This is a genomic window from Sphingomonas sp., assembly GCF_035758555.1.
Lineage (GTDB): Bacteria > Pseudomonadota > Alphaproteobacteria > Sphingomonadales > Sphingomonadaceae > Sphingomonas_B.
The window spans coordinates 1-22,760 of sequence record NZ_DASTXI010000198.1; the positions used below are offsets into that span (position 1 = coordinate 1).

General features: G+C 66.6%; 28 protein-coding genes. 16 read left to right on the forward strand and 12 right to left on the reverse strand.

Annotation, left to right across the window (positions count from 1 at the left end; genetic code table 11):
• The 4 genes from VFT73_RS11930 to uvrB all read right to left on the reverse strand — a co-directional run.
• The coding region (locus VFT73_RS11930; protein ID WP_326411355.1) for a 2OG-Fe(II) oxygenase at window positions 1-380 on the reverse strand (380 nt) is incomplete at its 3' end.
• Between the two features lie 49 nt (window positions 381-429).
• Window positions 430-1,452, reverse strand: coding sequence for a hypothetical protein (locus VFT73_RS11935; RefSeq protein WP_326411356.1), 1,023 nt, complete (start codon window positions 1,450-1,452; stop codon window positions 430-432).
• Window positions 1,449-2,141: a hypothetical protein gene (locus VFT73_RS11940; protein ID WP_326411359.1), complete on the reverse strand. Its 693-nt coding sequence runs from the start codon at window positions 2,139-2,141 to the stop codon at window positions 1,449-1,451. Before VFT73_RS11940 ends, VFT73_RS11935 begins: the two co-directional genes overlap by 4 nt.
• A gap of 76 nt (window positions 2,142-2,217) precedes the next feature.
• Window positions 2,218-4,407 (reverse strand): excinuclease ABC subunit UvrB, encoded by a 2,190-nt coding sequence (gene uvrB, locus VFT73_RS11945; protein WP_326411362.1) that lies wholly within the window; start codon window positions 4,405-4,407, stop codon window positions 2,218-2,220.
• 66 nt (window positions 4,408-4,473) lie between these two features.
• Here uvrB and VFT73_RS11950 point away from each other — a divergent pair, with 66 nt between their 5' ends.
• Window positions 4,474-5,025, forward strand: coding sequence for a DUF3617 domain-containing protein (locus tag VFT73_RS11950; protein ID WP_326411365.1), 552 nt, complete (start codon window positions 4,474-4,476; stop codon window positions 5,023-5,025).
• A 6-nt stretch (window positions 5,026-5,031) separates the two neighbouring features.
• On the opposite strand, the gene VFT73_RS11955 is transcribed toward VFT73_RS11950, so the two are convergent.
• Complete coding sequence (locus tag VFT73_RS11955) at window positions 5,032-6,021, reverse strand: serine hydrolase (RefSeq protein ID WP_326411368.1); 990 nt, start codon at window positions 6,019-6,021, stop codon at window positions 5,032-5,034.
• Window positions 6,022-6,222: 201 nt separating this feature from the next.
• Between VFT73_RS11955 and VFT73_RS11960 the strand changes: the two genes are divergently transcribed.
• Window positions 6,223-6,567: a hypothetical protein gene (locus tag VFT73_RS11960; protein ID WP_326411371.1), complete on the forward strand. Its 345-nt coding sequence runs from the start codon at window positions 6,223-6,225 to the stop codon at window positions 6,565-6,567.
• 272 nt (window positions 6,568-6,839) lie between these two features.
• Here VFT73_RS11960 and mnmA read toward each other — a convergent pair whose 3' ends face one another.
• Window positions 6,840-7,949, reverse strand: coding sequence for a tRNA 2-thiouridine(34) synthase MnmA (gene mnmA / locus VFT73_RS11965; RefSeq protein WP_326411373.1), 1,110 nt, complete (start codon window positions 7,947-7,949; stop codon window positions 6,840-6,842).
• Between the two features lie 173 nt (window positions 7,950-8,122).
• Here mnmA and VFT73_RS11970 point away from each other — a divergent pair, with 173 nt between their 5' ends.
• The 4 genes from VFT73_RS11970 (at window position 8,123) to VFT73_RS11985 (ending at window position 9,888) form a co-directional block, all read left to right on the forward strand.
• On the forward strand, window positions 8,123-8,353 hold the full coding sequence (locus VFT73_RS11970; RefSeq protein WP_326411375.1) for a hypothetical protein: 231 nt from the start codon (window positions 8,123-8,125) through the stop codon (window positions 8,351-8,353).
• Window positions 8,354-8,459: 106 nt separating this feature from the next.
• Window positions 8,460-8,759: a DUF1153 domain-containing protein gene (locus VFT73_RS11975; RefSeq protein ID WP_157026675.1), complete on the forward strand. Its 300-nt coding sequence runs from the start codon at window positions 8,460-8,462 to the stop codon at window positions 8,757-8,759.
• 217 nt (window positions 8,760-8,976) lie between these two features.
• The gene (rpsU, locus tag VFT73_RS11980; RefSeq protein ID WP_046348761.1) at window positions 8,977-9,183 is read left to right on the forward strand and encodes a 30S ribosomal protein S21; all 207 of its coding nucleotides are present in this window, start codon (window positions 8,977-8,979) and stop codon (window positions 9,181-9,183) included.
• A 123-nt stretch (window positions 9,184-9,306) separates the two neighbouring features.
• The gene (locus VFT73_RS11985; protein ID WP_326411383.1) at window positions 9,307-9,888 is read left to right on the forward strand and encodes an FKBP-type peptidyl-prolyl cis-trans isomerase; all 582 of its coding nucleotides are present in this window, start codon (window positions 9,307-9,309) and stop codon (window positions 9,886-9,888) included.
• Window positions 9,889-9,998: 110 nt separating this feature from the next.
• Here the strand turns inward: VFT73_RS11985 and VFT73_RS11990 are convergent, their stop codons facing one another.
• The 5 genes from VFT73_RS11990 to pyrE are packed head-to-tail and all read right to left on the reverse strand — an operon-like array spanning window position 9,999 to window position 13,653.
• Window positions 9,999-11,066 (reverse strand): AI-2E family transporter, encoded by a 1,068-nt coding sequence (locus VFT73_RS11990; protein WP_326411385.1) that lies wholly within the window; start codon window positions 11,064-11,066, stop codon window positions 9,999-10,001.
• Complete coding sequence (gene lepB / locus VFT73_RS11995; protein ID WP_414712821.1) at window positions 11,063-11,953, reverse strand: signal peptidase I; 891 nt, start codon at window positions 11,951-11,953, stop codon at window positions 11,063-11,065. The genes VFT73_RS11990 and lepB overlap by 4 nt, the downstream gene beginning before the upstream one ends.
• Complete coding sequence (acpS, locus tag VFT73_RS12000) at window positions 11,950-12,351, reverse strand: holo-ACP synthase (RefSeq protein WP_326411387.1); 402 nt, start codon at window positions 12,349-12,351, stop codon at window positions 11,950-11,952. Before acpS ends, lepB begins: the two co-directional genes overlap by 4 nt.
• Before the next feature lies 1 nt (window position 12,352).
• Window positions 12,353-13,075 (reverse strand): pyridoxine 5'-phosphate synthase, encoded by a 723-nt coding sequence (locus VFT73_RS12005; RefSeq protein ID WP_326411389.1) that lies wholly within the window; start codon window positions 13,073-13,075, stop codon window positions 12,353-12,355.
• Window positions 13,072-13,653, reverse strand: a complete 582-nt coding sequence (pyrE, locus tag VFT73_RS12010; RefSeq protein WP_326411391.1) for an orotate phosphoribosyltransferase — start codon at window positions 13,651-13,653, stop codon at window positions 13,072-13,074. The genes VFT73_RS12005 and pyrE overlap by 4 nt, the downstream gene beginning before the upstream one ends.
• Window positions 13,654-13,842: 189 nt before the next feature.
• Between pyrE and coxB the strand changes: the two genes are divergently transcribed.
• The 10 genes from coxB to VFT73_RS12060 all read left to right on the forward strand — a co-directional run bounded on the left by coxB (window position 13,843) and on the right by VFT73_RS12060 (window position 22,423).
• Window positions 13,843-14,907, forward strand: a complete 1,065-nt coding sequence (gene coxB / locus VFT73_RS12015; protein WP_326411394.1) for a cytochrome c oxidase subunit II — start codon at window positions 13,843-13,845, stop codon at window positions 14,905-14,907.
• Window position 14,908: 1 nt separating this feature from the next.
• Window positions 14,909-16,597 (forward strand): cytochrome c oxidase subunit I, encoded by a 1,689-nt coding sequence (gene ctaD, locus VFT73_RS12020; RefSeq protein WP_326411396.1) that lies wholly within the window; start codon window positions 14,909-14,911, stop codon window positions 16,595-16,597.
• A 121-nt stretch (window positions 16,598-16,718) separates the two neighbouring features.
• Window positions 16,719-17,639: a heme o synthase gene (locus tag VFT73_RS12025; RefSeq protein ID WP_326411398.1), complete on the forward strand. Its 921-nt coding sequence runs from the start codon at window positions 16,719-16,721 to the stop codon at window positions 17,637-17,639.
• A complete protein-coding gene (locus tag VFT73_RS12030) occupies window positions 17,636-17,776 on the forward strand; it encodes a hypothetical protein (RefSeq protein WP_326411400.1) in 141 nt (46 codons plus the stop codon). Before VFT73_RS12025 ends, VFT73_RS12030 begins: the two co-directional genes overlap by 4 nt.
• Window positions 17,773-18,327 carry a cytochrome c oxidase assembly protein gene (locus VFT73_RS12035; RefSeq protein WP_326411402.1) on the forward strand — a complete coding sequence of 185 codons (555 nt, stop codon included), beginning with the start codon at window positions 17,773-17,775 and terminating at the stop codon, window positions 18,325-18,327. The genes VFT73_RS12030 and VFT73_RS12035 overlap by 4 nt, the downstream gene beginning before the upstream one ends.
• A gap of 34 nt (window positions 18,328-18,361) precedes the next feature.
• Window positions 18,362-19,207: a cytochrome c oxidase subunit 3 gene (locus tag VFT73_RS12040; RefSeq protein WP_326411404.1), complete on the forward strand. Its 846-nt coding sequence runs from the start codon at window positions 18,362-18,364 to the stop codon at window positions 19,205-19,207.
• 25 nt (window positions 19,208-19,232) lie between these two features.
• Window positions 19,233-19,595: a DUF983 domain-containing protein gene (locus VFT73_RS12045; protein WP_326411406.1), complete on the forward strand. Its 363-nt coding sequence runs from the start codon at window positions 19,233-19,235 to the stop codon at window positions 19,593-19,595.
• On the forward strand, window positions 19,592-20,164 hold the full coding sequence (locus VFT73_RS12050; protein WP_326411409.1) for an SURF1 family cytochrome oxidase biogenesis protein: 573 nt from the start codon (window positions 19,592-19,594) through the stop codon (window positions 20,162-20,164). Before VFT73_RS12045 ends, VFT73_RS12050 begins: the two co-directional genes overlap by 4 nt.
• Window positions 20,165-20,175: 11 nt before the next feature.
• Window positions 20,176-21,567 (forward strand): threonine synthase, encoded by a 1,392-nt coding sequence (thrC, locus tag VFT73_RS12055; protein ID WP_326411411.1) that lies wholly within the window; start codon window positions 20,176-20,178, stop codon window positions 21,565-21,567.
• Window positions 21,560-22,423, forward strand: a complete 864-nt coding sequence (locus VFT73_RS12060) for a class I SAM-dependent methyltransferase (RefSeq protein ID WP_326411414.1) — start codon at window positions 21,560-21,562, stop codon at window positions 22,421-22,423. Before thrC ends, VFT73_RS12060 begins: the two co-directional genes overlap by 8 nt.
• 21 nt (window positions 22,424-22,444) lie before the next feature.
• On the opposite strand, the gene VFT73_RS12065 is transcribed toward VFT73_RS12060, so the two are convergent.
• A partial coding sequence (locus tag VFT73_RS12065; RefSeq protein WP_326411416.1) for a heme exporter protein CcmB occupies window positions 22,445-22,760 on the reverse strand: 316 nt, incomplete at its 5' end.

Consider the following 22,760-nt stretch of genomic DNA (forward strand, 5'->3'; position numbering starts at 1 on the left):
TCGCCGGCTTGGTAACGCAGGATCAAAGGTGTGGGCCGAACCTGCCCTGCCGCATGGCATTCCTCCAGGAACGCAGCGTGCATATCGGGAAAGCGCCGAGCCGAGCCGAGCCGCTCCGCCCACCGGTTCGCGATCGCGGCAAGCGGCGGATACAGCTGCCCGCGAAGCTCAGCGACCGGCCGCGGCAGGAGATAGGAGAAATACCGATACTCACCCGATCCGAACCCGTGCCGCGCCATATGAACATGGCTGCGAAACAGGCTCTCGTCAGCCCACCATTTCCGCGCTTCGGCACAGATTTCGGGGGAAAGCAGGCCCGGCAGAATCGCGCAGCCCTGCGCGTTCAGTCCAGTTTCCAGACAGGGTACGCTGATGTCCATTGCTGACCAGTAGATGCCTCGCCGCAATTGAACGTCCCGTGTCTTGCCTTCAAACCGGCTTGGCCTCCGATAGGGGCAAAAGGAGGAGCGGCGCCTCGGCCTCGGCCCGGGCTTCTTCGAGCCACGCGCGGCCGCTGATTCCCTGGCGTTCCAGCTCTTCGAGTGTGAGCGCCGATCCAACCGCAGCGGCTTCCCGCGCTCGGGTGCCCGCAACGCTGTCCCGAAGCGCCTTGGCCCTTGCATCGAGCGCATCGGACCAGTCCTGCGTGCCGACAGGGACGGCAGTCCGCAAAGTGCCCGCAACGGCTGCCTGTGCGAGGCCCAGCCGGTCTCCGGCACGCATCAGCGTCAGTGCGCCTTCCTCGGCCGCCTTGCGCGCGACCGCATCCTCGCCGCTGGCGAGTCTCGCCTGCACTCGTGCCGACGAGGCGAAGGCGAGCGCTTCCAGAAACGGCTCGGCCGCAATCGGATCGGGATTGTCGCCCAGCAGCTCCAGCGCGCGCCGTTCGAACTGGTTGGAGACGAAAATCGCTTCCTCGGCAACCAGCCGCCATTGCGGGAGCGGATCGCTGAGCAGCCAGGCTTCGTCGAGCATCTGCGCTGCAGTGCGCAGCCGGGTGAAATCCTCGGCGATCCGGTCGCGCCTCAGGAACGCGACGCCGCGCGCGATCGCGTCGAGACGATCGCCCAGCGCGTCGACCTTGGCTTCCACCCTGCCGATTTTCGCCGCAAGCACGGCAAAGCCGGCCACCGACACGCCGATCCCGGCGGCGGACACCGCCAGATTGGCGATCTGCAGGTTCTGGACGACGTTGACGGCCGCCTTGATCTGCTCGTTCTGTACATAGCTGACCGTGTGGCCGGCCAGGTCGACGGCCGTGCCGAAGCCCGGAATGCCCTCAGTCAGGGCCTTGCCGGCAAGCCTGGTCAGCCCGGATGTCTCCTGCAGATGCCCGACGATTCGCCCGTTTGCGACCGAGCGGATGATCGATCCATAAACCTTGTACTCGCCGGTTCCGACGCCGGAAAGGAGCCGGGCAGGGACTTCGCGCAGCAAGAGAGAGGCGATCACCAGAGCCTCCGGGCATGGTCTGCCGCTTCTGTGTAGCGCGTGGCGAGCTGGTCGAGGATCGACGGGTGTTTCGGCGTGCCGCGGATCAGCATCAGGCCGACGTGATCGGCCACCTTCCGCCACAGCCTGGCCTCGGTCTTGTCCCAGAGCCGGGCCGAGTTGATCAGGCCGGTGGAGACGGCCACGGCGGCAGCGGTTCCGCCGACCACGACGACAGGCCAGGAAATAATGGTGGTGGCGAACAGGCCAGTGCCGAGAAGACCGCCGGTCGTCGTTACGGCCATCGCGGGAATCGCGGCGGCGATCGCCGCGCCACCGACGATCGGGGCGACACCGCTCGCCACGTCCTGCCAGCCTTCGAAGCTGTCGACCGCCCCGGCCAAGACGCCTGCATCGCGGCTCCAGATCGCCTGGTGATCGACGATTTCCGCAAGCGCGCTGTTCGCCTCCTGCACCAGCCGCGCCGCGATGGGTTCGGCGACATCGATCACCTTCGGCTCGACCTCACGGCGGATGTATGATCCTTGCCCGATTAACCCGTCTTTCCAGGTGGCGCCCTTCAGCGTGTCGGCAAAGCCCGCGGTCAGATCGGCTGCGGCCTGGTTGAGCACGCGCGCGGCGATCAGAACCTGCTCATCACGCCAATCGTCCAGTTCGCGGCGCGCGAGGAAGCCGTTCAGATTGAGCATCTTTCCCCCTTGGGCGGCAGATCAGCACGCGGGGCGACGCCCGCGCAAGCTCTGGGCATTGCGCTAGATAGCTCCGTCAGGAGCGCCGTCCCCCGAATTTCCGCTGGGTTTTGCCGTAGCGCATCTTGCGGGTGCCCGGCTTGCCTTCGTTGCTGCGGCCCATGATCGGCGCCTTGTGCTCGTCGGCGGGCAGGCCGAGTTCCTGTTGCTCGAGCTGGCGGATGTCGTCGCGGATGCGGGCGGCTTCCTCGAACTCCAGGTTCGCGGCGGCGTCGCGCATCTTCTTTTCGAGGTCCTCGATATAGGCGCGCAGATTGTGGCCGACCATGTGCGGGCGGTCTTCGTCTATCTCGACAGTCACCTGGTCCTTCGACGCGACGTGCTGGATGATGTCGCCGATGTTGCGCTTGATCGTGGTCGGCGTGATGCCGTGCGCCTCGTTATAGGCGCGCTGCTTCTCGCGCCGGCGCTCGGTCTCGCGCATCGCGCGCTCCATCGAGCCGGTGATGGTATCGGCATAGAGGATCACGCGCCCCTCGACGTTGCGGGCGGCGCGGCCGATCGTCTGGATGAGCGAGGTTTCGGAGCGCAGGAACCCTTCCTTGTCGGCGTCGAGGATCGCGACCAGCCCGCATTCGGGAATGTCGAGCCCTTCGCGCAGCAGGTTGATGCCGACCAGCACGTCGTAGACGCCGAGCCTGAGGTCGCGGATCAGCTCGATACGCTCCAGCGTCTCGACGTCGGAATGCATGTAGCGGACCTTCAGGCCCGCTTCGTGCAGATACTCGGTCAGATCCTCCGCCATCCGCTTGGTGAGGGTGGTGACGAGCGTGCGGTAGCCGTTCTTGGCGGTGATCCGGCATTCGTTGACGAGATCGTCGACCTGGTCCTCGATCGGCCGCACTTCGACCGGCGGATCGATCAGGCCGGTGGGGCGGATCACCTGTTCGGAGAAGACGCCGCCAGTCTGCTCCATTTCCCAGCCGCCCGGCGTCGCGGACACATAGACGGTCTGCGGGCGCATCGCGTCCCATTCGTTGAAGCGCAGAGGGCGGTTGTCGATCGCAGAGGGCAGGCGGAAGCCATATTCCGCAAGCGTCAGCTTGCGACGGTGGTCGCCGCGGCTCATGCCGTTCACCTGCCCGATCGTGACGTGGCTTTCGTCGACGAACAGCAGCGCGTTTTCGGGCAGATACTCGAACAGCGTCGGCGGCGGCTCGCCAGGCAGGCGGCCGGTCAGGAAGCGGCTGTAATTCTCGATGCCGGCGCAGGAGCCGGTCGCCGCGATCATCTCCAGGTCGAAATTGGTCCGCTGCTCCAGCCGCTGCGCTTCCAGCAGCCGGCCTTCCGCGACCAGCTCCTTCAGCCGCTCGGCCAGTTCGTGACGGATCGCCTCGGTCGCCTGCTTCAGCGTCGGACCGGGCGTCACATAGTGGCTGTTCGCATAGACGCGGACATAGTCGAGGCTGGCAGCCTTCTTGCCGGTCAGCGGATCGAACTCGACGATCTCCTCGATCTCATCGCCGAAAAAACTGACGCGCCAGGCGCTGTCCTCATAGTGCGACGGGAAAATCTCCAGATTGTCGCCGCGCACGCGGAAATTGCCGCGCGCGAATGCTGCGTCGTTGCGCTTGTATTGAAGCGCGACGAGCTTCCTCACGATCTCCGACTGGTCGACCGCCTGGCCCTTCTTCAGGTCGAAGATCATCGCCGAATAGGTCTCGACCGAGCCGATGCCGTACAGGCACGATACCGAGGCGACGATCAGCACGTCGTCGCGCTCCAGCAGCGCCCGGGTGGCCGAATGGCGCATCCGGTCGATCGCCTCGTTCACCGAGCTTTCCTTCTCGATGTAGGTGTCGGACCGGGGGACGTAGGCTTCGGGCTGGTAATAGTCGTAATAGCTGACGAAATACTCGACCGCATTGTCGGGGAAGAAGCTCTTGAACTCGCCGTAAAGCTGCGCGGCGAGGATCTTGTTGGGCGCCAGCACCAGCGCGGGACGCTGCAGCGTCTCGACGACCTTCGCCATCGTGAAGGTCTTGCCGGAGCCGGTGACGCCCAGCAGCACCTGGTCGCGCTCGCCCGCCTGCGCCTGCTCGACCAGCTCGGCGATCGCGCCCGGCTGGTCGCCCGCCGGCGCATAGTCCGAGACCAATTTGAAGCGCTTGCCGCCTTCGGACGTTTCCGGGCGGCTGGGCTTGTGCGGAACGAAGGTGTCGCCCGTCTCCGGCTCGGCGAGCGTGGTGCGGATTTGAATCGCCATGGCTTCGCGATATGGTCGCGCGGCGCCGCCATCGCAACGACAGGCGGGACAAGGGGGATTAGCGTCATGAGGATGACGATCGCGTTCGCGCTACTGGCGCTCGCCGCGTGCAACAAGGAACCGGAGCTGAAGCTGAAGGACGCGACGCCCGAGGAAGTGGCGGCCAAGGCCAAGGCGGCGGGCGCGAGCGAGATGCGGCCGGAGCCGGGCCAGTGGAAAGTCGTGACGACGATGAAGCTGCTGGACGTGCAGGGCGTGCCGGAGGCCGCGGCCGCGCAGATGAAGGGTGCGCTGGGCCGCACAGCGACCAACCTGCAATGCCTGACGCCGGAGGACGTGCAGAAGCCGAACATGTTTGCCGGCCGCGACAACAGCCGCTGCAAATATGACGAGTTCAACATGAAGGGCGGCAAGATCAACGCGACCATGCACTGTCCCGGCCAGTCGGGCGGGGAGATGGCGATGACGCTGGACGGCGCCTATGCCCCGACATCCTACAATGTGCTGGCGACGATGGACATGCAGATGCCGAACGCCGGCCAGTCGATGAAGATGACGATGCAGGCGAACGGCACCCGGGTCGGCGAATGCCCCGCCGCGCCGGCGAAGGCAGGCTAGCGGGGTCTAGGCGGGCGGCAGCGCCCGCGCCGCGATCTGTTCGAACGTCGGCGTGATCGCTTCCAGCCGGTCTTCGCGCGTGTTGCCGAGGCGGACGAGCACGACCGAATGGCCGCCCCCGGCGCCGGTGAAGACGAACTGGCCCAGATGGCCGCGCATCGAGACCAGGCCGTTCGGCGACAGCCAGACATGGCCGCCATAGCGCGGGTTGGTCGGCGCCGGGGTCTTCAGGAAAGCGAGCCATTCGGGCGCGACCAGCTGCGTTCCGTCCGGCCCCTTGCCGTCGACCAGCAGCCGCCCCATCCGGCCCCAATCGTCGAGGCTCATATGGATCAGCGAACCGCCGATCTGCGTGCCGGCGCCGTCGAACTCAAGGAAGGCTGACGTAACGCCGGCCGGGCGGAACAGCCGTGCCTCGGCGAAGTCGCGATAGGCGCGGGCCCGCACATGTGGATCGCGGCTGTCGGTCAGCGCGCGCGTGACGATCTCGGCCAGGATGATGCTGGTCAGCGAATCATAGTTGAAGTGCGTGCCGGGCCGGAACGCCAGCGGCCGCGCGATCGCCCGCGTCGCCATGTCGCCGGTGCCGGACACGAACAGCACCTGGTTGGTGTCGCTGTTCTCGATCGGCTGCCCGACCTCGATGTGCCTGAGGCCGGATGACATGTGCAGCAGCTGCCGCAGCGTGATGTTGCGGCGCGCGTCGTTCCGCCACTCGGCGACCGGCGCCGGCGCATCGAGCTGCAGCTTGCCGTCCGCGACCAGCTCGCCGACCAGCAAGGCGGTCACGCTCTTCGCCATCGACCAGCTGATAAACCGGTTCGAGTCGGAATAACCGGCCGCGTAGCGTTTCGCGACCGGCCGGCCGTCGACCAGCAGCAGCACCGCGCGCGTGTCGCCCTGGTCCGCTGCGAACAGCGGGGCGATCGGATCTGGCGGCGCGGCAGAGCCGGGGACGGCGAGTGCCAGGGTGGAGGCGAGAAGGACCAGTCTCATGCCCCGCAGAATGCGTCCGTCGCCCCTGCCCGTCCACACCCGTCATTCCGGCGAATGCCGGAATCCACCTTTCCGCATCTTCATGCTCTTTGTGTCTTCGTGCGAACCAGAATCTCGCACGAAGACACGAAGGATACGAAGAAGATGGATTCCGGCTTTCGCCGGAATGACGAAGCAGTTTTCCTGCGCTACGTCCTTCCTATGTCGACGAAGCGCGTTGCCTTCTGGTCATCCGCAGCCGTTCTTGCCGCTCTTTTCATCGCTGCCGCGCTCTATGCCCAGAGCATGCGGCCGCAACTGGAGCTCGGCACCGGCTATGCCGCCCGCGTGGCGTGCGCGTGCCGATATATCGGCAATCGGCCGCTCGCCCAATGCTACAAGGATTTCGAACCCGGCATGGAGATGATCCGCCTCTCCGAAAATCCGGCGGACAAGACCGTCACCGCCAGCGTTCCCCTCCTCGCCCGACGCACCGCCCGCTTCGACCCGCTGCTCGGCTGCCAGCCGGAACCGTTCCGGGGGCGGGAATATCGGATCAAGCGGTGAACTGGACGACCTGGACGATACGGGCGAGGTGAACGACTTTCACATGGATTCGAGAACATTTTCCCTTCCCGCCGAACGCGCACGATCCGCTCTTCACGATGCCAAAGAGCCCTGCCGAGCATGGACTCGGCCAAGGTCGAACCTAATCGAGCGCAGGCGGTGTAGGACAGCGCAATCTGTTCGAATGGCTGGAATGGGTGGTTCGCGGACCAATCACCTCTCCCTATAGGAGAGGGGCCGCTTAGGGTCGGTAGCCGATATTCTCCGATCACTTATGCGGCGGCGGCGATCTCCGCCGCTTCCGTTTCCTCGATCCAGCCGCCGCCGAGAACGCGGTCGTCGGCGTAGAGGACGGCGGCCTGGCCGGGGCTGACGCCGTATTCGCCTTGGGGGAAGGTCAAGCGGCCACCGTCCAGTGCGGCGGGGACGGGCTTGGCGAGGGAGCGGACCTTGGCGGTGATCGGGCCATCATAGCCGCCGCCGATCCAGTTGATGTCGGACAGGCGGGCGGCGCCGACCGCGAGCGCGCGCTTCGGGCCGACGATCACGCGCTGTCCGGCAGCATCGAGGCGGACGACGTAAAGCGGCTCCGGCTGGCCGCCGAGCTCCAGCCCTTTGCGCTGACCGACAGTGAAGTGGATCAGGCCCTTGTGCCGGCCGAGCACGCGGCCGGTCAGGTCGACGATCTCACCCTCGGTTTCCGCTTCGGGGCGCAGCTTTTTCACCAGCCGCGCATAGTCGCCATCGGGAACGAAGCAGATATCCTGGCTGTCGGGCTTGGCCGCAACGCCCAGGCCCAGATCGGCCGCGATCGCGCGCACTTCGGGCTTGGGCATGCCGCCCAAGGGAAAGCGCAGGAAATCGAGCTGCTCGCCAGTGGTCGCGAACAGGAAATAGCTCTGGTCGCGCGCGGGATCGGCGGCGCGGTGCAGCTCCGGCCCCTCCGGCCCTTCGACGCGGCGGACATAATGACCGGTGGCCAGCGCGTCGGCGCCGAGGTCCTTCGCCAGCGCGAACAGATCAGTGAACTTCACGCCCATGTTGCAGCGCACGCACGGGATCGGCGTGCGGCCGGCCAGATACTCGTCGGCGAATTGGTCGATGACGCTCTCGCGGAAGCGGCTTTCGTGATCGAACACATAGTGCGCGATGCCGAGCCGGTCGCAGACGGCGCGGGCGTCGCGGATGTCCTGGCCCGCACAGCAGCTGCCGGTGCGGCCCACAGCGGCGCCGTGATCGTAGAGCTGGAGCGTGACGCCGATCGTCTCCGCCCCCGACCGGGCGGCGAGCGCGGCCGCGACCGACGAGTCGACGCCGCCCGACATGGCGACAACGATCCGCTTGCCCCGAAGATCGGGCCCGAGCTGGAAATCGGCCTGCATCGCGCGGCCATATAGGGGCGGCGGGCCGCCGCGTCACGGGCGGCAAGGTCTTGCCCCCGTGTGGCAAAAATACCGCACCCGCCTTTACCGCCGGTTCAACACCTTGCCGCTAGACAGGGCACAAGACATCCCGGGGGAAAGCTTTGTACCACGATCGACATCTGGCGGACTGGATGCCCAGCGCTCAGCCGGCACGCCCCAATTTCGCGACGCTGGTTGCGGTTGCGGTGGCCCGTCAGGCGGCAAGCCCGACCGCCCAGGTGATCGCCGGGGCTGAAGCCGGACCGATTTCTGCCGTATCTCTGGTCGAGCTGTTCGGGGAGCGCCGCCGCAAGGGCGGAGTCGCCGGGGCCAGCTTCAACAGCGGCGTGGCAGCACTGCTAACGCCGGAGAAGGGAACATGAGGCGGATGTTTACCGATCGGGTTCAGGGTTTCTGAACCAGGATTCGATAACACCGGGTGTCGCGTATCGAGGCTCCCCACAAGAGCCGTTGTTGCTTGAGGAAAGAATGATCGAAAACCAGAAAATCCGCCCCGCCCAGGTGATCGGCCCGCTCGGCGAGCTGCTGACGCTGGACACGCTGCCGCCGCCGAACACCAGCCGTTGGGTGGTGCGCCGCAAGGCGGAAGTGGTGGCCGCGGTCAACGGCGGATTGCTGACCGTCGACGAGGTGTGCGAGCGCTACAACCTGACGGTGGAGGAATTCGCCGCCTGGCAGCGCGCGGTCGATCGTTCGGGCATGCCAGGCCTGCGGGTCACGCGCATCCAGCACTACAAGTCGCTGTACGAGCGCCAGCAGAAATACTGACGGGCGCACCCACGCGATCCCCGCGAACGCGGAGACCCATCAAACAGCCCCGCCCTCACCGGCGGGGCTTTTTGCTTGTCGACTCAGAGAGCCGGTGATAGAGGGCGCGCAACGGCGCAGGCCCTGTCTGCGACGAACCATTAGCTATTGTCGGCGTTTTTCGGGCTGATGCATCGCCCCAGACGCTGTTTGAAGAGAAACGGAGACTGACGGCCTTATGCAAATTCTCGTCCGCGACAACAATGTCGACCAGGCGCTGCGCGCGCTCAAGAAGAAGCTGCAGCGCGAGGGCGTCTACCGCGAGATGAAGCTGCGCCGTCATTACGAGAAGCCGTCGGAAAAGCGCGCCCGCGAGCGCGCCGCCGCGATCCGTCGCGCGCGCAAGCTCGAGCGCAAGCGCGCCGAGCGCGACGGGGTGAAATAAAACGCCTCGTCACCCCGGACTTGATCCGGGGTCCAGCTGCCTTGGCTGCCTTGAAGAAGGTGGATTCCCGCTTTCGCGGGAATGACATATGAGGGTGGCCCGAACTCGCAGAGGAACCCGTCCATGTCCGTGACCGCCGTGCCGATCCAGCCGACTTCGCGCCGCGTGCTCGGCATGTTGTGGGCGGGGCTTGTCGTGGTGATCGCCGCCGCGATCGCGCTTGCCTGGTTCGGCACCTCCGCCGCGGTCGCGCAGACCGGCACCAACGAGCAGTTCCTTGCGTGGAACGCGCGCCAGCCGGGCGTTCAGACGACCGAATCGGGCCTGCAGTACAAGGTGCTGAAGGAAGGCGAAGGCGCGCATCCGACCGACGCCGATGTGGCGCTGATCAAGTATAAGGGCAGCTTGCGCGACGGCACCGTGTTCGACCAGAACGACCGCGCGCCGCTGCCGGTCGCGCAGGTCGTGCCCGGCTTTTCAGAAGGCCTGAAGCTGATGCAGAAGGGCGGCAAATACCGCCTCTGGATCAAGCCCGAGCTCGGCTATGGCGACCGCGACACCGGCGGCGCGATCCCGCCGAACTCGGTCCTGGTCTTCGACGTCGACCTGCTCGAGTTCATCCCGATGGCGGTGCTGCAGCAGATGCAGATGCAGCAGATGATGGGCGGCCAGGGCGGAGCGCCGGGAGCGCCGGGCGGGCGCTAGTACCACCACGTCGACGCAAAAGCCCGCTCGTCCCGAACGTAGTCGAGGGGCGATCGTGCCGAATCGGAGACGCGCCCCTCGACTCCACTCGGGACGAGCGAACCAAGTGGCTATCCTGCCCCCGCCCCCGCCGCTTTCTCCTCTTCGCGCTCTGAGCCGCGTTCCAGCGCGACCTTGATCATCGCGGTGATCGAATCGGCAAGCAGCAGGCCCATGAAGCCGAGCAGCGTGCCGAGCAGGATCTGCGCGGCGAGAGTGATCGCAGGGGGCATGTCGACGGTCTTTCGCGCGACATAGGGCAGCATCACATAGCCGTCGAAGGTCTGCACCGCGAAATAGGTGCCGATCGCCCAGATGCCGGTGTCGACCCCGGCGCTGAAGCCGACCGCGACCATCAGCACGCCGCTGACGAACGCGCCGATGTTCGGGATGAAGGCGAGCAGCCCGGTCAGGATGCCGAGCAGCAGCGCCATCGGCACGTTGCCGAGGCTGAGCGCGATCCAGGTCAGCACGCCTTCGAAGAACATGCCTGCGAGCCGCCCGGCCATCAGCCGCCGCAGCGTGTGCGCCATCCGGTCGAGCGTGATCTGCGCCTGGACGCGGTTGCGGCTCGGCACCAGCCAGGCGAGCCCGCGCTGGTACAGCCGCGGCTCGAGCGCGATGAACAGGCCGAAGGCGACCAGCAGCAGCACGCTGGACAGCACGCCGAAAAAGGTACCGACAAAGCCGGTCAACTTGCCCACCGAGCCCACCAGCTGGCGCCCGAAACTCAGCAAGTCCGCCTGGGCCGGCATGAAGCCCATGCCCGACAGCCAGTGCACGAACCGGGTGCCCTGCGCCTCCAGCGTCACCTGCAACTGCGACCATTGCGCCGAAATCTGGACGCCGGTCATGTAGAAGACGGCCAGCACGAACGCGATCGCGCCGAACAGCACGATGGTCACGCGAAAGCCGCGCGGGATCGGCAGCACCCGCCCGAGCAGCCGCGCGCCGCCATCGAGCATCGCCGCGAAGACGAGCCCCGCAAAGATCAGCATCAGCGGCTGGATCAGCAGCACCAGCAGCGCGATGCCGATCGCCAGCCCGAACCAGACGCTGGCGCGCTTCAGCTCCGCCCGCACGAGCGGGTCGCGCATTTCATTGGGGGCGGCGGCCGTGACGGGCGCCGGCTCGGTCATTTTTGCTCAGCTTCCGACGGATGCAGCGAGGTGCCCGCGCGGCCGGAGCGCAGCGCCTCGATCCAGCTGATCGGATTGTACCATTCGGCGGTGCCGTCCAGCGAGAAGGTGATGAATTCGGCGCGCCCGCCGATATTCTCCCACGGCACCGGGCCGCCCAGCCCGCCTTCGATCAGCGGCACCCGGCTGTCGGCGGAGCGGTCGCGATTGTCGCCCATCAGGAAGACCTGATTGGGGGGAATGGTAAGCGGCGGGAAGTCGTCGGCACGGCTCGCACCCAGATCGATCGTGTCGTAGCTGCGGCCGTTGGGCAGCGTCTCGCGCACGATCGGCAGCTCGCAATAGGGCTTGCCGTCCGGACCGGTGACCAGCCGACCGGGGAATTGCAGATCGCTGCACGGCGCGTTCTCGTCGACCGGGATCAGCTCCGGCGTCGGGCGCGAGCGCTTGATGGGGACGCCGTTCAGGATCACGGTGCCGTTGCGCATCTCGATCCGGTCGCCCGGCAGTCCGATCACGCGCTTGATATAATCCTGCTTCTCGCCCGGCGGGGAGACGATCACGACGTCGCCGCGCTCCGGCAGCCGGCCGAACAGCCGGCCGTGGATATAGGGCAGCAGATGGAAGGTCGGCGAGACGAACGACCAGCCATAGGGATATTTGGTGACGACCAGCCGGTCGCCGACCAGCAGCCCCGGCATCATCGATTCGGAAGGGATGTAGAAAGGCTTGGCGATGAAGCTGTGAAAGCCGAGCACGGCCAGGATCAGCCAGAAAATGCCCTTGGCCTCGGCCGCCCAGTCGGTGCCTTTCTTCTTCGCAGCCGCCGGAGCTGCGGGCGCCGCGCTCTCGACCTTGTCGCCTTCGTTCACTTCGATCCCTCTCACAGCGGCACCGCCTCGATGATGACGAACGCCTGTGCCCAGGGATGATCGTCGGTCAATGTCAAATGTATCTGGGCCTTGTGCCCGACCGGAACAAGCGCGTCGAGCGCAGCCCTGGCGCCGCCTTCCAGCCTTAGCGTGGGCTGGCCTGACGGCGCATTAACGACGCCGATGTCCTTCATGAACACGCCGCGCTTGAATCCGGTCCCGACCGCCTTGGAAAAGGCTTCCTTGGCGGCAAAGCGCTTCGCGTAGGTGCCGGCGCGCGTGAACGGCCGCCGCGCCGCCTTGGCGCGCTCGACCTCGGTGAACACGCGCTTCTCGAATCGCTCGCCGAACCGGTCGAGCGAGGACTGGATGCGCTCGATCGAGCAGAGATCGGAGCCGAGACCGACGATCATCTTACCTGGCGCTCTCCATCAGCGCCTTCATCCGGCGGACGCTTTCCTCCAGGCCGATGAAGATCGCCTCGCCGATCAGGAAATGGCCGATGTTCAGTTCGGCGATCTGCGGGATGGCGGCGACGGGCACGACATTGTCGAAGGTGAGGCCGTGGCCGGCGTGCGGCTCGATGCCGTTCTTGACCGCGAGCGCGGCGCAGTCGCTGATGCGCCGCAGTTCTTCCGCGCGCGGCTGCCCCTCGCGATGGGCGTAGCGGCCGGTATGGAACTCCACCACCGGCGCCTTCAGCCGCATCGCCGCTTCGACCTGCTCGACCGCCGGCTCGATGAACAGGCTGACGCGAATGCCGGCATCGAGCAGGCGTGCAACGAACGGGCTGAGCGTGTTGTGCTGCCCATAGGCATCCAGCCCGCCCTCAGTGGTGCGTTCCTCACGCTTTTCCGGGACGATGCAGGCGGCGTGCGGCCGATGACGCAGCGCGATTTCCAGCATCTCGTCAGTCGCCGCCATTTCCAGGTTCAGCGGCAGCTCGATCGACTGCATCAGCCGGTCGATATCGTCGTCGGTGATATGGCGCCGATCCTCGCGCAGATGGGCGGTGATCCCGTCCGCCCCCGCCTTCGCCGCCAGCATCGCCGCCGCGACCGGATCGGGGTGGGCGCCGCCGCGCGCGTTCCGGATCGTCGCGACATGGTCGATGTTGACGCCGAGGCGAAGCGTCACGCGGCGCGACTCCCCGGCTTCATGGGCGGTATCGCCGCCAAATCGGGCGGCAGGGCATCGGCGTCATAGCTGGGCACGTCGATGCGAATCAGCGGATAGAATGGCACGCCCAGATCGACAGAGCCGTTCGAACGATCGACCAGCGCCGCCGCCGCGACCACTTCGCCGCCCGCCGACCGAATCGCCGCGATCGCTTCGCGCGAGGACAGGCCGGTGGTGACGACATCCTCCATCATCAGAACCTTCTGCCCCGCTGCGAGGCGAAAGCCGCGCCGCAGCTCGAACGTGCCGGTCGGGCGCTCCAGGAACATCGCGTCGACCTGAAGCGCGCGAGCGACTTCCTGGCCCGCGATCACGCCGCCCATCGCCGGCGATACCACGGCCTCGATCTGCCCGCGAACCTCCGCCGGCAGCTTCGCAGCAAGCGCTTCGGCCAGCCGCGCGCCGCGTGCCGGATTCATCAGCACCCGCGCACATTGCAGGTATCGGGGACTTCGAAGGCCGGAGGAGAGGATGAAATGGCCTTCCAGAAGGGCCTCGGCAGCCCGGAACTCCGCCAAAACCTCGTCGTCGGTCATGGCGCGGTGCGATAGGGGCCGCACGACAATATGGCAACCGCCGATGCTCAGGCGGGGGATGGCCCCTTGACCAAATCTCTTCCGAAGCGCTTGAGAGAGAGCGAATCCCACCCTATAAGCCGCGCCAAACTCGCATCCGCGCGCCCGTTCGGGACGCGCAGCGGCACCCGGGGAAAGAACAGGACGCCTATGAAGCTCGCGAAAACCCTCTTGCTTGCTCTGGGGCTGGCGCTCGCGCCGGCGGCCGCGCACGCGCAGGACGCGCCCAAGCAGGATACGACCACCCAGGCCGCTGCGCCGGCCAGCGCCGCACCGGCCGCGACGGCGCCGGACGCCCAGAGCGCCGCCCTCCCCGAGGTCGCGCCCGTTCCCGGCGTGGGCATGCCGGTCGACAAGCATATCGTCCTGCAGGACCAGTACACGCCCAACGGCCGCAAGGCGCTGTGGATGCACGATTATGTGCTGGTGCCGATGATGGTCGGCGTGTCGGCCATCGTTCTGCTGCTGCTGATGTACGTGATCGTCCGCTTCCGCCGTGCCCGCAATCCGGTGCCGTCCCGGACGTCGCACAACACGTTGATCGAGGTGATCTGGACGCTGGTTCCGGTGCTGATCCTGATCGCGATCGCAGTCCCGTCGATCAGCCTGCTTGCCGCCCAGTTCAAGCCGGCCGGCAAGGACGCGCTGACGATCAAGGCGACCGGCAACCAGTGGTATTGGGTCTACAGCTATCCCGACAATGGCGGGTTCGAAGTCATCTCGAACATGCTGCAGGACACGCCCGAGCCCGGCAAGCGCACCCGCACGCCCGCCGACGGGCCGCGCCTGCTCGCCGTCGACAACCGGCTCGTGATTCCGGTCGGCCGCCAGATCCGGCTGCTGACCACGTCCAACGACGTGATCCACAGCTTCGCCGTTCCCGCGTTCTGGGCGAAGATCGACGCGGTGCCGGGACGGATCAACGAGATCAGCTTCACGGCGGAGAAGGAAGGCGTCTATTTCGGCCAGTGCTCCGAGCTTTGCGGGGCGCGCCACGGCTTCATGCCGATCGCGGTCGAGGTCGTCTCGCCCGAGCGGTTCGCGGCCTGGATCAAGTCGAAGGGCGGCACCATGCCGGGCACGCCGTCGCAAGCGCTTGCCACGCCGGCGCCGGAGCAACCGGTCGACCCGACCACCGGGACCGACACGCCGACGCCCGGTACCGCAACTCCTCCTGTGACCAGCCAGGGCGGCCAGCCCAACGGGAACAACTGAAATGACCGATATCGCAGCCACGCCGTCCGAATTTCATGACGCGCACGCGCATCATCATGATGCGGACCACAAGCCGGGCTTCTTCGCCCGCTGGTTCATGTCGACGAACCACAAGGACATCGGCACGCTTTACCTGATCTTCGCGATCTTCGCGGGGATCATCGGCGGTTCGATTTCCGGGCTGATGCGGCTCGAGCTGGCCGAGCCGGGCGTTCAGTATCTGCAGAATTGGGCCCATTTCATGGGCGAAACCAATGCGACGATGGACCAGGCCTACCACCTGTGGAACGTGCTGATCACCGCGCACGGGTTGATCATGATCTTCTTCATGGTCATGCCGGCGATGATCGGCGGGTTCGGCAACTGGTTCGTGCCGATCATGATCGGCGCGCCCGACATGGCCTTCCCGCGGATGAACAACATCAGCTTCTGGCTGCTGGTCCCGGCGTTCATCCTGCTGCTTGGTTCGACCTTCGTGCCGGGCGGCACCGGCAACGGCGCCGGCACCGGCTGGACGCTCTACCCGACGCTGTCGACCACCGGCAGCCAGGGCCCGGCCGTCGACATGACGATCCTGTCGATGCACCTGGCGGGCGCAAGCTCGATCCTGGGCGCCATCAACTTCATCACCACCATCTTCAACATGCGCGCGCCGGGCATGACGCTGCACAAGATGCCGCTGTTCGTCTGGTCGGTGCTGGTGACCGCGTTCCTGCTGCTGCTGGCGCTGCCGGTGCTCGCGGCCGCGATCACGATGCTGCTGACCGACCGCAACTTCGGCACGACCTTCTACGACGCGTCGGGCGGTGGCGATCCGGTGCTGTACCAGCACCTGTTCTGGTTCTTCGGCCACCCCGAAGTGTATATCATGATCCTGCCGGGCTTCGGCATCGTCAGCCAGGTAATCGCGACCTTCAGCCGCAAGCCGGTGTTCGGCTATCTCGGCATGGCCTACGCCATGGTCGCAATCGGCGTGATCGGCTTCGTCGTGTGGGCGCACCACATGTTCACGACCGGCATGAGCGTGAACGTGAAGATGTACTTCACCGCGGCGACGATGGTGATCGCGGTGCCGACCGGCATCAAGATCTTCTCGTGGATCGCGACGATGTGGGGCGGCTCGATCAGCTTCAAGACGCCGATGCTGTGGGCGCTGGGCTTCATCTTCATGTTCACGATCGGCGGCGTGACCGGCGTCGTGCTCGCCAATGGCGGCGTCGACGACGTGCTGCACGACACCTATTACGTGGTCGCCCACTTCCACTATGTGCTGTCGCTGGGCGCCGTGTTCAGCCTGTTCGCGGGCTTCTACTACTGGTTCCCGAAGATGAGCGGCCGCACCTACAACGAGCTGCTCGGCCAGATCCACTTCTGGATCTTCTTCGTCGGCGTGAACGTGCTGTTCTTCCCGATGCACTTCCTGGGCATGCAGGGCATGCCGCGCCGCTATCCGGACTATCCGGACGCCTATGCCTATTACAATCACATGGCCTCGATCGGCTATGCGATCATGGCGTTCAGCATGGGCATATTCTTCATCAACCTGTTCTGGTCGCTGTTCGCGGGGCGGAAGGCGGAAGCCAATCCATGGGGCGAAGGCGCGACGACACTGGAATGGACGCTCAGCAGCCCGCCGCCGTTCCACCAGTTCGAGACGCTGCCGGTGATCGACAGCGGGTCGCATCACTGATCGGGCGATCAGGCAAAAGAGAGCGCTCCGGCCCCGGCCGGGGCGCTTTTTTTATGCGCGCGCGCTGCAACGGCGCGCACGGGCCGCGTGACCGCTTCCCCTTTCGGCCTTGCGGGCCTATATGGCCGCCAACTCCATGATCGTGGCCGAGACTTCCGTTCCCCTGCCTGCCGATTGGCGGGACCTGTTCGCGCTGACCAAGCCGCGCGTGATGTCGCTCGTCGTCTTCACCGCGCTGTGCGGGCTGCTGGCGTCGCGCAGCGGCATCGACCCGGTGCTGGGCTTTACCGCCATCCTGTGCATCGCGCTTGGGGCCGGCGCTTCGGGCGCGCTGAACCAATGGTATGAGGCCGACCTCGACGCCAAGATGAAGCGCACGGCGAAGCGGCCGCTGCCGTCGGGCAGGGTCGACCGGCAGGCTGCGCTGCATTTCGGCGTAGGCCTGGCCGTCTTTTCGGTGCTGATGCTGGGCCTCGCCACCAACTGGCTGGCGGCGGCGATCCTTGCCTTCTCGATCTTCTTCTACGCGGTCGTCTACACGATCTGGCTGAAGCCCAACACGTCGCAGAACATCGTGATCGGCGGCGCGGCGGGGGCCTTTCCGCCGCTGCTGGGCTGGGCGGCGGCGAGCGGCGACCTCAGCACGCTGCCGGCGCTGCTGTTCGCGATCATCTTTCTGTGGACGCCGCCGCATTTCTGGGCGCTCGCCCTGTTCGTGCGCACCGACTATGCCGCGGCCGGCATCCCGATGCTGCCGGTTACCGCAGGCGTTCGTGCGACCAGGGCGCAGATCATGCTCTACAGCCTGGTGCTCGCGGCCGCCGCGATCGCGCCCTGGGCGCTGGGCCTGACAGGCGCGATCTACGGCGTTTCGGCAACGGTGCTGAGCGCGATATTCGTCGTCCTTGCCGCGCGCGTGTGGCGCAACCAGGCGACCGAATCGGCGCAGATGGGCCCCGAAAAGCGCCTGTTCGGCTTCTCCGTCCTCTATTTGTTCATCCTGTTCGCCGCGCTGGTGGCAGACCGGCTGCTGATCGCATGATCGATCCCGAGCAGCAGGACCTGATCCGGGCCCGCCAGCGCGCCCGCGCGCGGATCACGGCGCTGATCCTCGCCGCGCTGGCGGTGCTGTTCTTCTTCGTCACGATTGCCAGGATCAAGGGGATGCACGGGGCATGACCGACCTTACCCACCGCAACCGCAGAGCCGCCTCGATCGCGGGACTGATCGCGGCCGGTGCGCTGGCGCTCGGCTTCGCTTCGGTGCCGCTCTACCGGGCCTTCTGCCAGGCGACCGGATTGTACGGCACGACCAGCCGCGCCACCGCGGCCGACCTGCCCAAGCAAGCATCGGCCGAAACCGTGGTGGTCCGCTTCGATGCCAATATGAGCCCGGACCTGCCCTGGTCGTTCCGCCCGGAAAAGCCGCTGCAGCAGGTGCATATCGGCGAGCGCAACATGGCGTTCTTCGTCGCCAAGAACCTGAGCAACCGCCCGATCACCGGGCGCGCCACCTTCAACGTGCAGCCGGACCAGGCGGGCAGCTGGTTCAAGAAGATCCAGTGCTTCTGCTTCACCGAGCAGACGCTGAAGCCCGGCGAGGAGGTGCGGATGCCGGTCATCTTCTTCGTCGAGCCGGGCATGCGCAAGGACCCGGACGCCAAGGACATTCAGCAGATCACGCTCAGCTATACCTTCTACCCGGTAGATTCGCCGGCGAAGGGCGGCTAGAGGCGAAAATCAGGGACCAATCAGGGACAGATTCATGGCCGGCGCCAAGAACCACGACTATCATATCCTTCCGCCCGATCCGATGCCGATCATCGGCGCTTTCTCGGCGCTGATCATGGCCGCCGGCGGGATCATGTGGATGCACAGCTATGCCTATGGCGGCTGGGTGTTCTTTCTGGGCGTCGCGTGCGTGCTGTTCACCATGTACCAATGGTGGTCGAACGTGATCCGCGAGGCGCATGCCGGCGATCACACGCCGGTCGTGTCGCTGCACCTGCGCTACGGCATGATCCTGTTCATCGCGTCCGAAGTGATGTTCTTCGTCGGCTGGTTCTGGGCCTGGTTCGATTTCGCGCTGTTCCCGGTGCCGATGGTGGTGCAGGACGGCGTCGCGACCATCACCGAAGGCGTCGCGCAGTGGCCGCCCAAGGGGCTTGAGGCGATCGATCCGTTCGCTTTGCCGCTGCTCAACACGCTGATCCTGCTCTGCTCCGGCACGACCGTCACCTGGGCGCACCATTCGCTGATCCACGGCGACCGCGACGGACTGAAAAAGGGGCTGTGGCTGACCGTTATCCTCGGCCTGCTCTTCACGTCGATCCAGGCGTTCGAATACGTCCATGCGCCGTTCCCCTTCAAAGGCATCAACTACGGCGCCGCCTTCTTCATGGCGACGGGCTTCCACGGCTTCCACGTGATCATCGGCACGATCTTCCTGATCGTGTGCCTGATCCGGGCCTATCGGGGCGACTTCACGCCGCGCCAGCATTTCGGCTTCGAAGCCGCGGCCTGGTACTGGCATTTCGTCGACGTGGTGTGGCTGTTCCTGTTCATCTCGATCTATGTCTGGGGCAGCTGGGGCGCGCCGCACGCCGGCTGACGGCGGTTTTCGAGGACCGGTTGCGATGACTGAGCCGCCGGTCCTCGACGTCGCCCTTCGCGGCCTTTGCCCGCGTTGCGGATCGAGGACGCTGTTTGCCGGGCCAATCAGCTTCGCTCCCCGGTGCCGCCTCTGCGCGCTCGATCTCTCGACTTTCAATGTCGGTGACGGACCGGCTGCATTCCTGACACTGATCATCGGCGGCGTCGTTACGCTGCTCGCGATCCTGACGGAGCTGAATTTCCAGCCTCCAGTCTGGGTACACCTGGTCCTCTGGATTCCGCTGACGCTGGTGCTCGTCCTGGCGGCGCTCCGCGTCGCCAAGGCCGCCCTGCTCGCGCTCGAATATCATCACCGAGCCCGCGAAGCCCGGATTGATCCGCAATGAAACGGCTTCCGCTGGTCCCAACCCTGATTGTTGCCGCCGCGATCGCAGTGATGATCGGGCTGGGCGTCTGGCAGATCGAGCGACTGCACTGGAAGCAGGGCCTGCTTGCCCGATATGCCGCGGCGCAGGGCCTGCCTCCGATCGCCTTTCCTGCCGTACCAGACGCTCACGACCCGCCGCTGTTCCGCCGCGCCTCCGCCATTTGCGAGGCCGTGACCGGATGGCGCGCGGAAAGCGGGCGCAACCTTAAGAACGAGCCCGGCTGGGTGCACATCGCCGCCTGTCGCACAGGCGCGGAGGGGCCCGGATTCCAGGCGGTGATGGGCTGGTCGGCCGATCCCGGCAATCCGACGTGGCGCGGTGGCCCGGTGACCGGCGTGATCGGATCGGACCGCGACCACGTGATCCGGCTGGTCGCCGCCAATCCGGCGCCCGGTCTCCAGCCGGCCAAGCCGCCTTCGTTGGAGGACGTGCCCAACAACCACCTGTTCTACGCGATCCAGTGGTTCTTCTTCGCGGCTGCGGCAGCTGTGATCTACCTGCTGGCCCTGCGCAGACGCAGCCGCTAAGGCCGCCCGCGATGAGGTATCGGAGCACGCGGGGAACGGGCGCGCCGCTCGATTTCGAACAGGTGACGCTGGCCGGGCTGGCGCCCGACGGCGGCCTCTACATGCCCGAGACATGGCCGCAGCTTTCGCGGGATGAGATCGCGGCGCTGGCCGGCCTTTCCTATGTCGAGACGGCAGTGCTGGTGATGCGCCCGTTTGTCGGCGACGCGCTCGGCGAGGATGAGCTTCGCGCGCTCTGCACCCAGGCCTATGGCCGCTTCGCGCATCGGGCGGTGACGCCGTTGGCGCAACTCGACGAACGGCATTGGGTGCTGGAGCTGTTCCACGGGCCGACACTCGCCTTCAAGGACGTGGCGCTGCAGCTGCTGGGGCTGCTGTTCGAACGATTTTTGAGCGACCGAGATACGCATCTGACCGTGATCGGCGCGACCTCCGGCGATACCGGATCCGCCGCGATCGATGCGCTCGCGGGGCGCGCCAAGGTCGACATCTTCATGCTTCACCCGCAGGGCCGCGTGTCGGACGTGCAGCGGCGGCAGATGACCACGGTGAAGGCGCCCAACGTCCACAACATCGCCATCGAGGGGACGTTCGACGACGCGCAGGCGCTGGTGAAGGCGATGTTCGCGGACGAAGATTTCGCCGGCCGTTTCAGCCTGTCCGCGGTCAACTCGATCAACTGGGCCCGGCTGATGGCCCAGATCGTCTATTATTTCTACGCGGCCGTCCGGCTCGGCGCGCCGGAGCAACCGGTCGCCTTCTCCGTCCCGACCGGCAATTTCGGCGACGTGTTCGCGGGCTATGCGGCGGCGAAGATGGGGCTGCCGATCGCGAAGCTGATCGTCGCCACCAACGTCAACGACATCGTCGCGCGCGCGTTGCGCGAGGGCGACTATTCGACCGGAGAGGTAATGCCGACCGCGGCGCCCTCGATGGATATCCAGGTCAGCTCCAATTTCGAGCGGCTGCTGTTCGATCTCGACGCCGACGCGGTGCCGGCACAGATGGCCGCCTTCGCGCAGGGTGGGGCGATGCGGCTGACGGAGCGGCAGCGGAGCGGCGCCGCCGCGCTGTTCACCGGCGCCCGCATCGACGCCGATGAAATGGCGCTGGCGATGCGCTGGGCGTGCGAGGGATCGGGCCAGGTGCTCGATCCGCACACGGCAATCGGGCTCGCAGCCGCGCGGAGCGCCGAGCTTGCGGCCGATATCCCGGTGGTGACCCTCGCGACCGCACACCCTGGCAAGTTCCGCGACGCCGTCGAGCGTGCAACCGGCGTGCGGCCCTCGCTGCCGTCGCGCGTCGGGGCGCTGTTCGAGCGCGACGAACGCTACGACGTGCTGCCGGCGGATCTGGGGCAGATCACTGCCTATATCGCCGAGCGCGCTGCGCCGCGTGCCTGACCTTCAGACCCTGATCGCCGAGCCCTGGGCCGATTACGGGCTGCTCGATTCGGGCCACGGCCGCAAGCTGGAGCGCTATGGCCGATTCCGCTTCATCCGCCCCGAGCCGCAGGCGATGTGGGCGCCGGCGGGCGAGGACTGGCGCGCCGATGCCGAGTTCGTGCCCGGTTCCGACGAAGAAGGCGGCGGCCGCTGGCGCTTCGACGGCCAGGTGCCCCGCGAAGGTTGGCCACTCCGCTGGGAAGAAGTCCGATTCACCGCCTCGTGCACACCGTTCCGTCATCTGGGCTTCTTTCCGGACATGGCGCCGGTCTGGGCGTGGATGCGCGGGCTGCAACCCAAGTCCGCGCTGAACCTGTTCGGCTATACCGGCGTGGGCACGCTGGCCCTGTCCGCGGCGGGCGCCGAGATGGTGCATGTCGATGCGTCGAAGAAGTCGGTCGAGGCGGCGCGCGCCAATGCGGCGCTGTCGGACATGGCCGACCGGCCGGTGCGCTGGATCGTCGACGATGCCGCGAAATTCGTGGCGCGCGATGTGAGGCGCGGCCGGCGCTACGATGGAATCATCCTCGACCCGCCCAAATATGGCCGCGGACCCGAAGGCGAAGTGTGGAAGCTGGAGGACGGCCTCGCCCCGCTGATCGCCGACTGCCGCAAGCTGCTCGACCGCGACAGCCGCTTTTTGTTCCTGACCGTCTATGCGGTCCGCATGTCTGCGCTGGCGATCGGCGAGCTGGTCGCGCAGGCCTTTGCAGACCTGCCCGGCCGCGTGGAGATGGGCGAGCTCGCCGTACGCGAGGAAGCGCGCGGATTGCTGCTGCCGACCGCCATCTGGGCGCGCTGGCGGAACGACTAAGACTTCGGGGACGAGCGAATCCTATGTCCTGGCGGCCCGAAGCGCCGCGCCCGCTGCGAATGGCGCGCCGGCAACCAGCAGCAGCGACACCGCGGCGAGCAGCTTAAGCGCCGAGCCGCTGCCGTCGCCCAAGGCTCCGGCGCCGAAGATCAGCACCGGCACAGCGATCGGCAGCATCAGCAGGCCGCCAAGCGCGCCGGCGCCGCGCAGGCCGGCGGTCAGCGCGCTGACGGTCAGGCCGAGAGCGGCAAGCGCCGGCGTGCCGATCGCGAGGCTCGCTTCGAGCCGGATCAGCGTGTCGGCATCGATCCGGAGCAAGGCGGCGGCCGGCAGCACC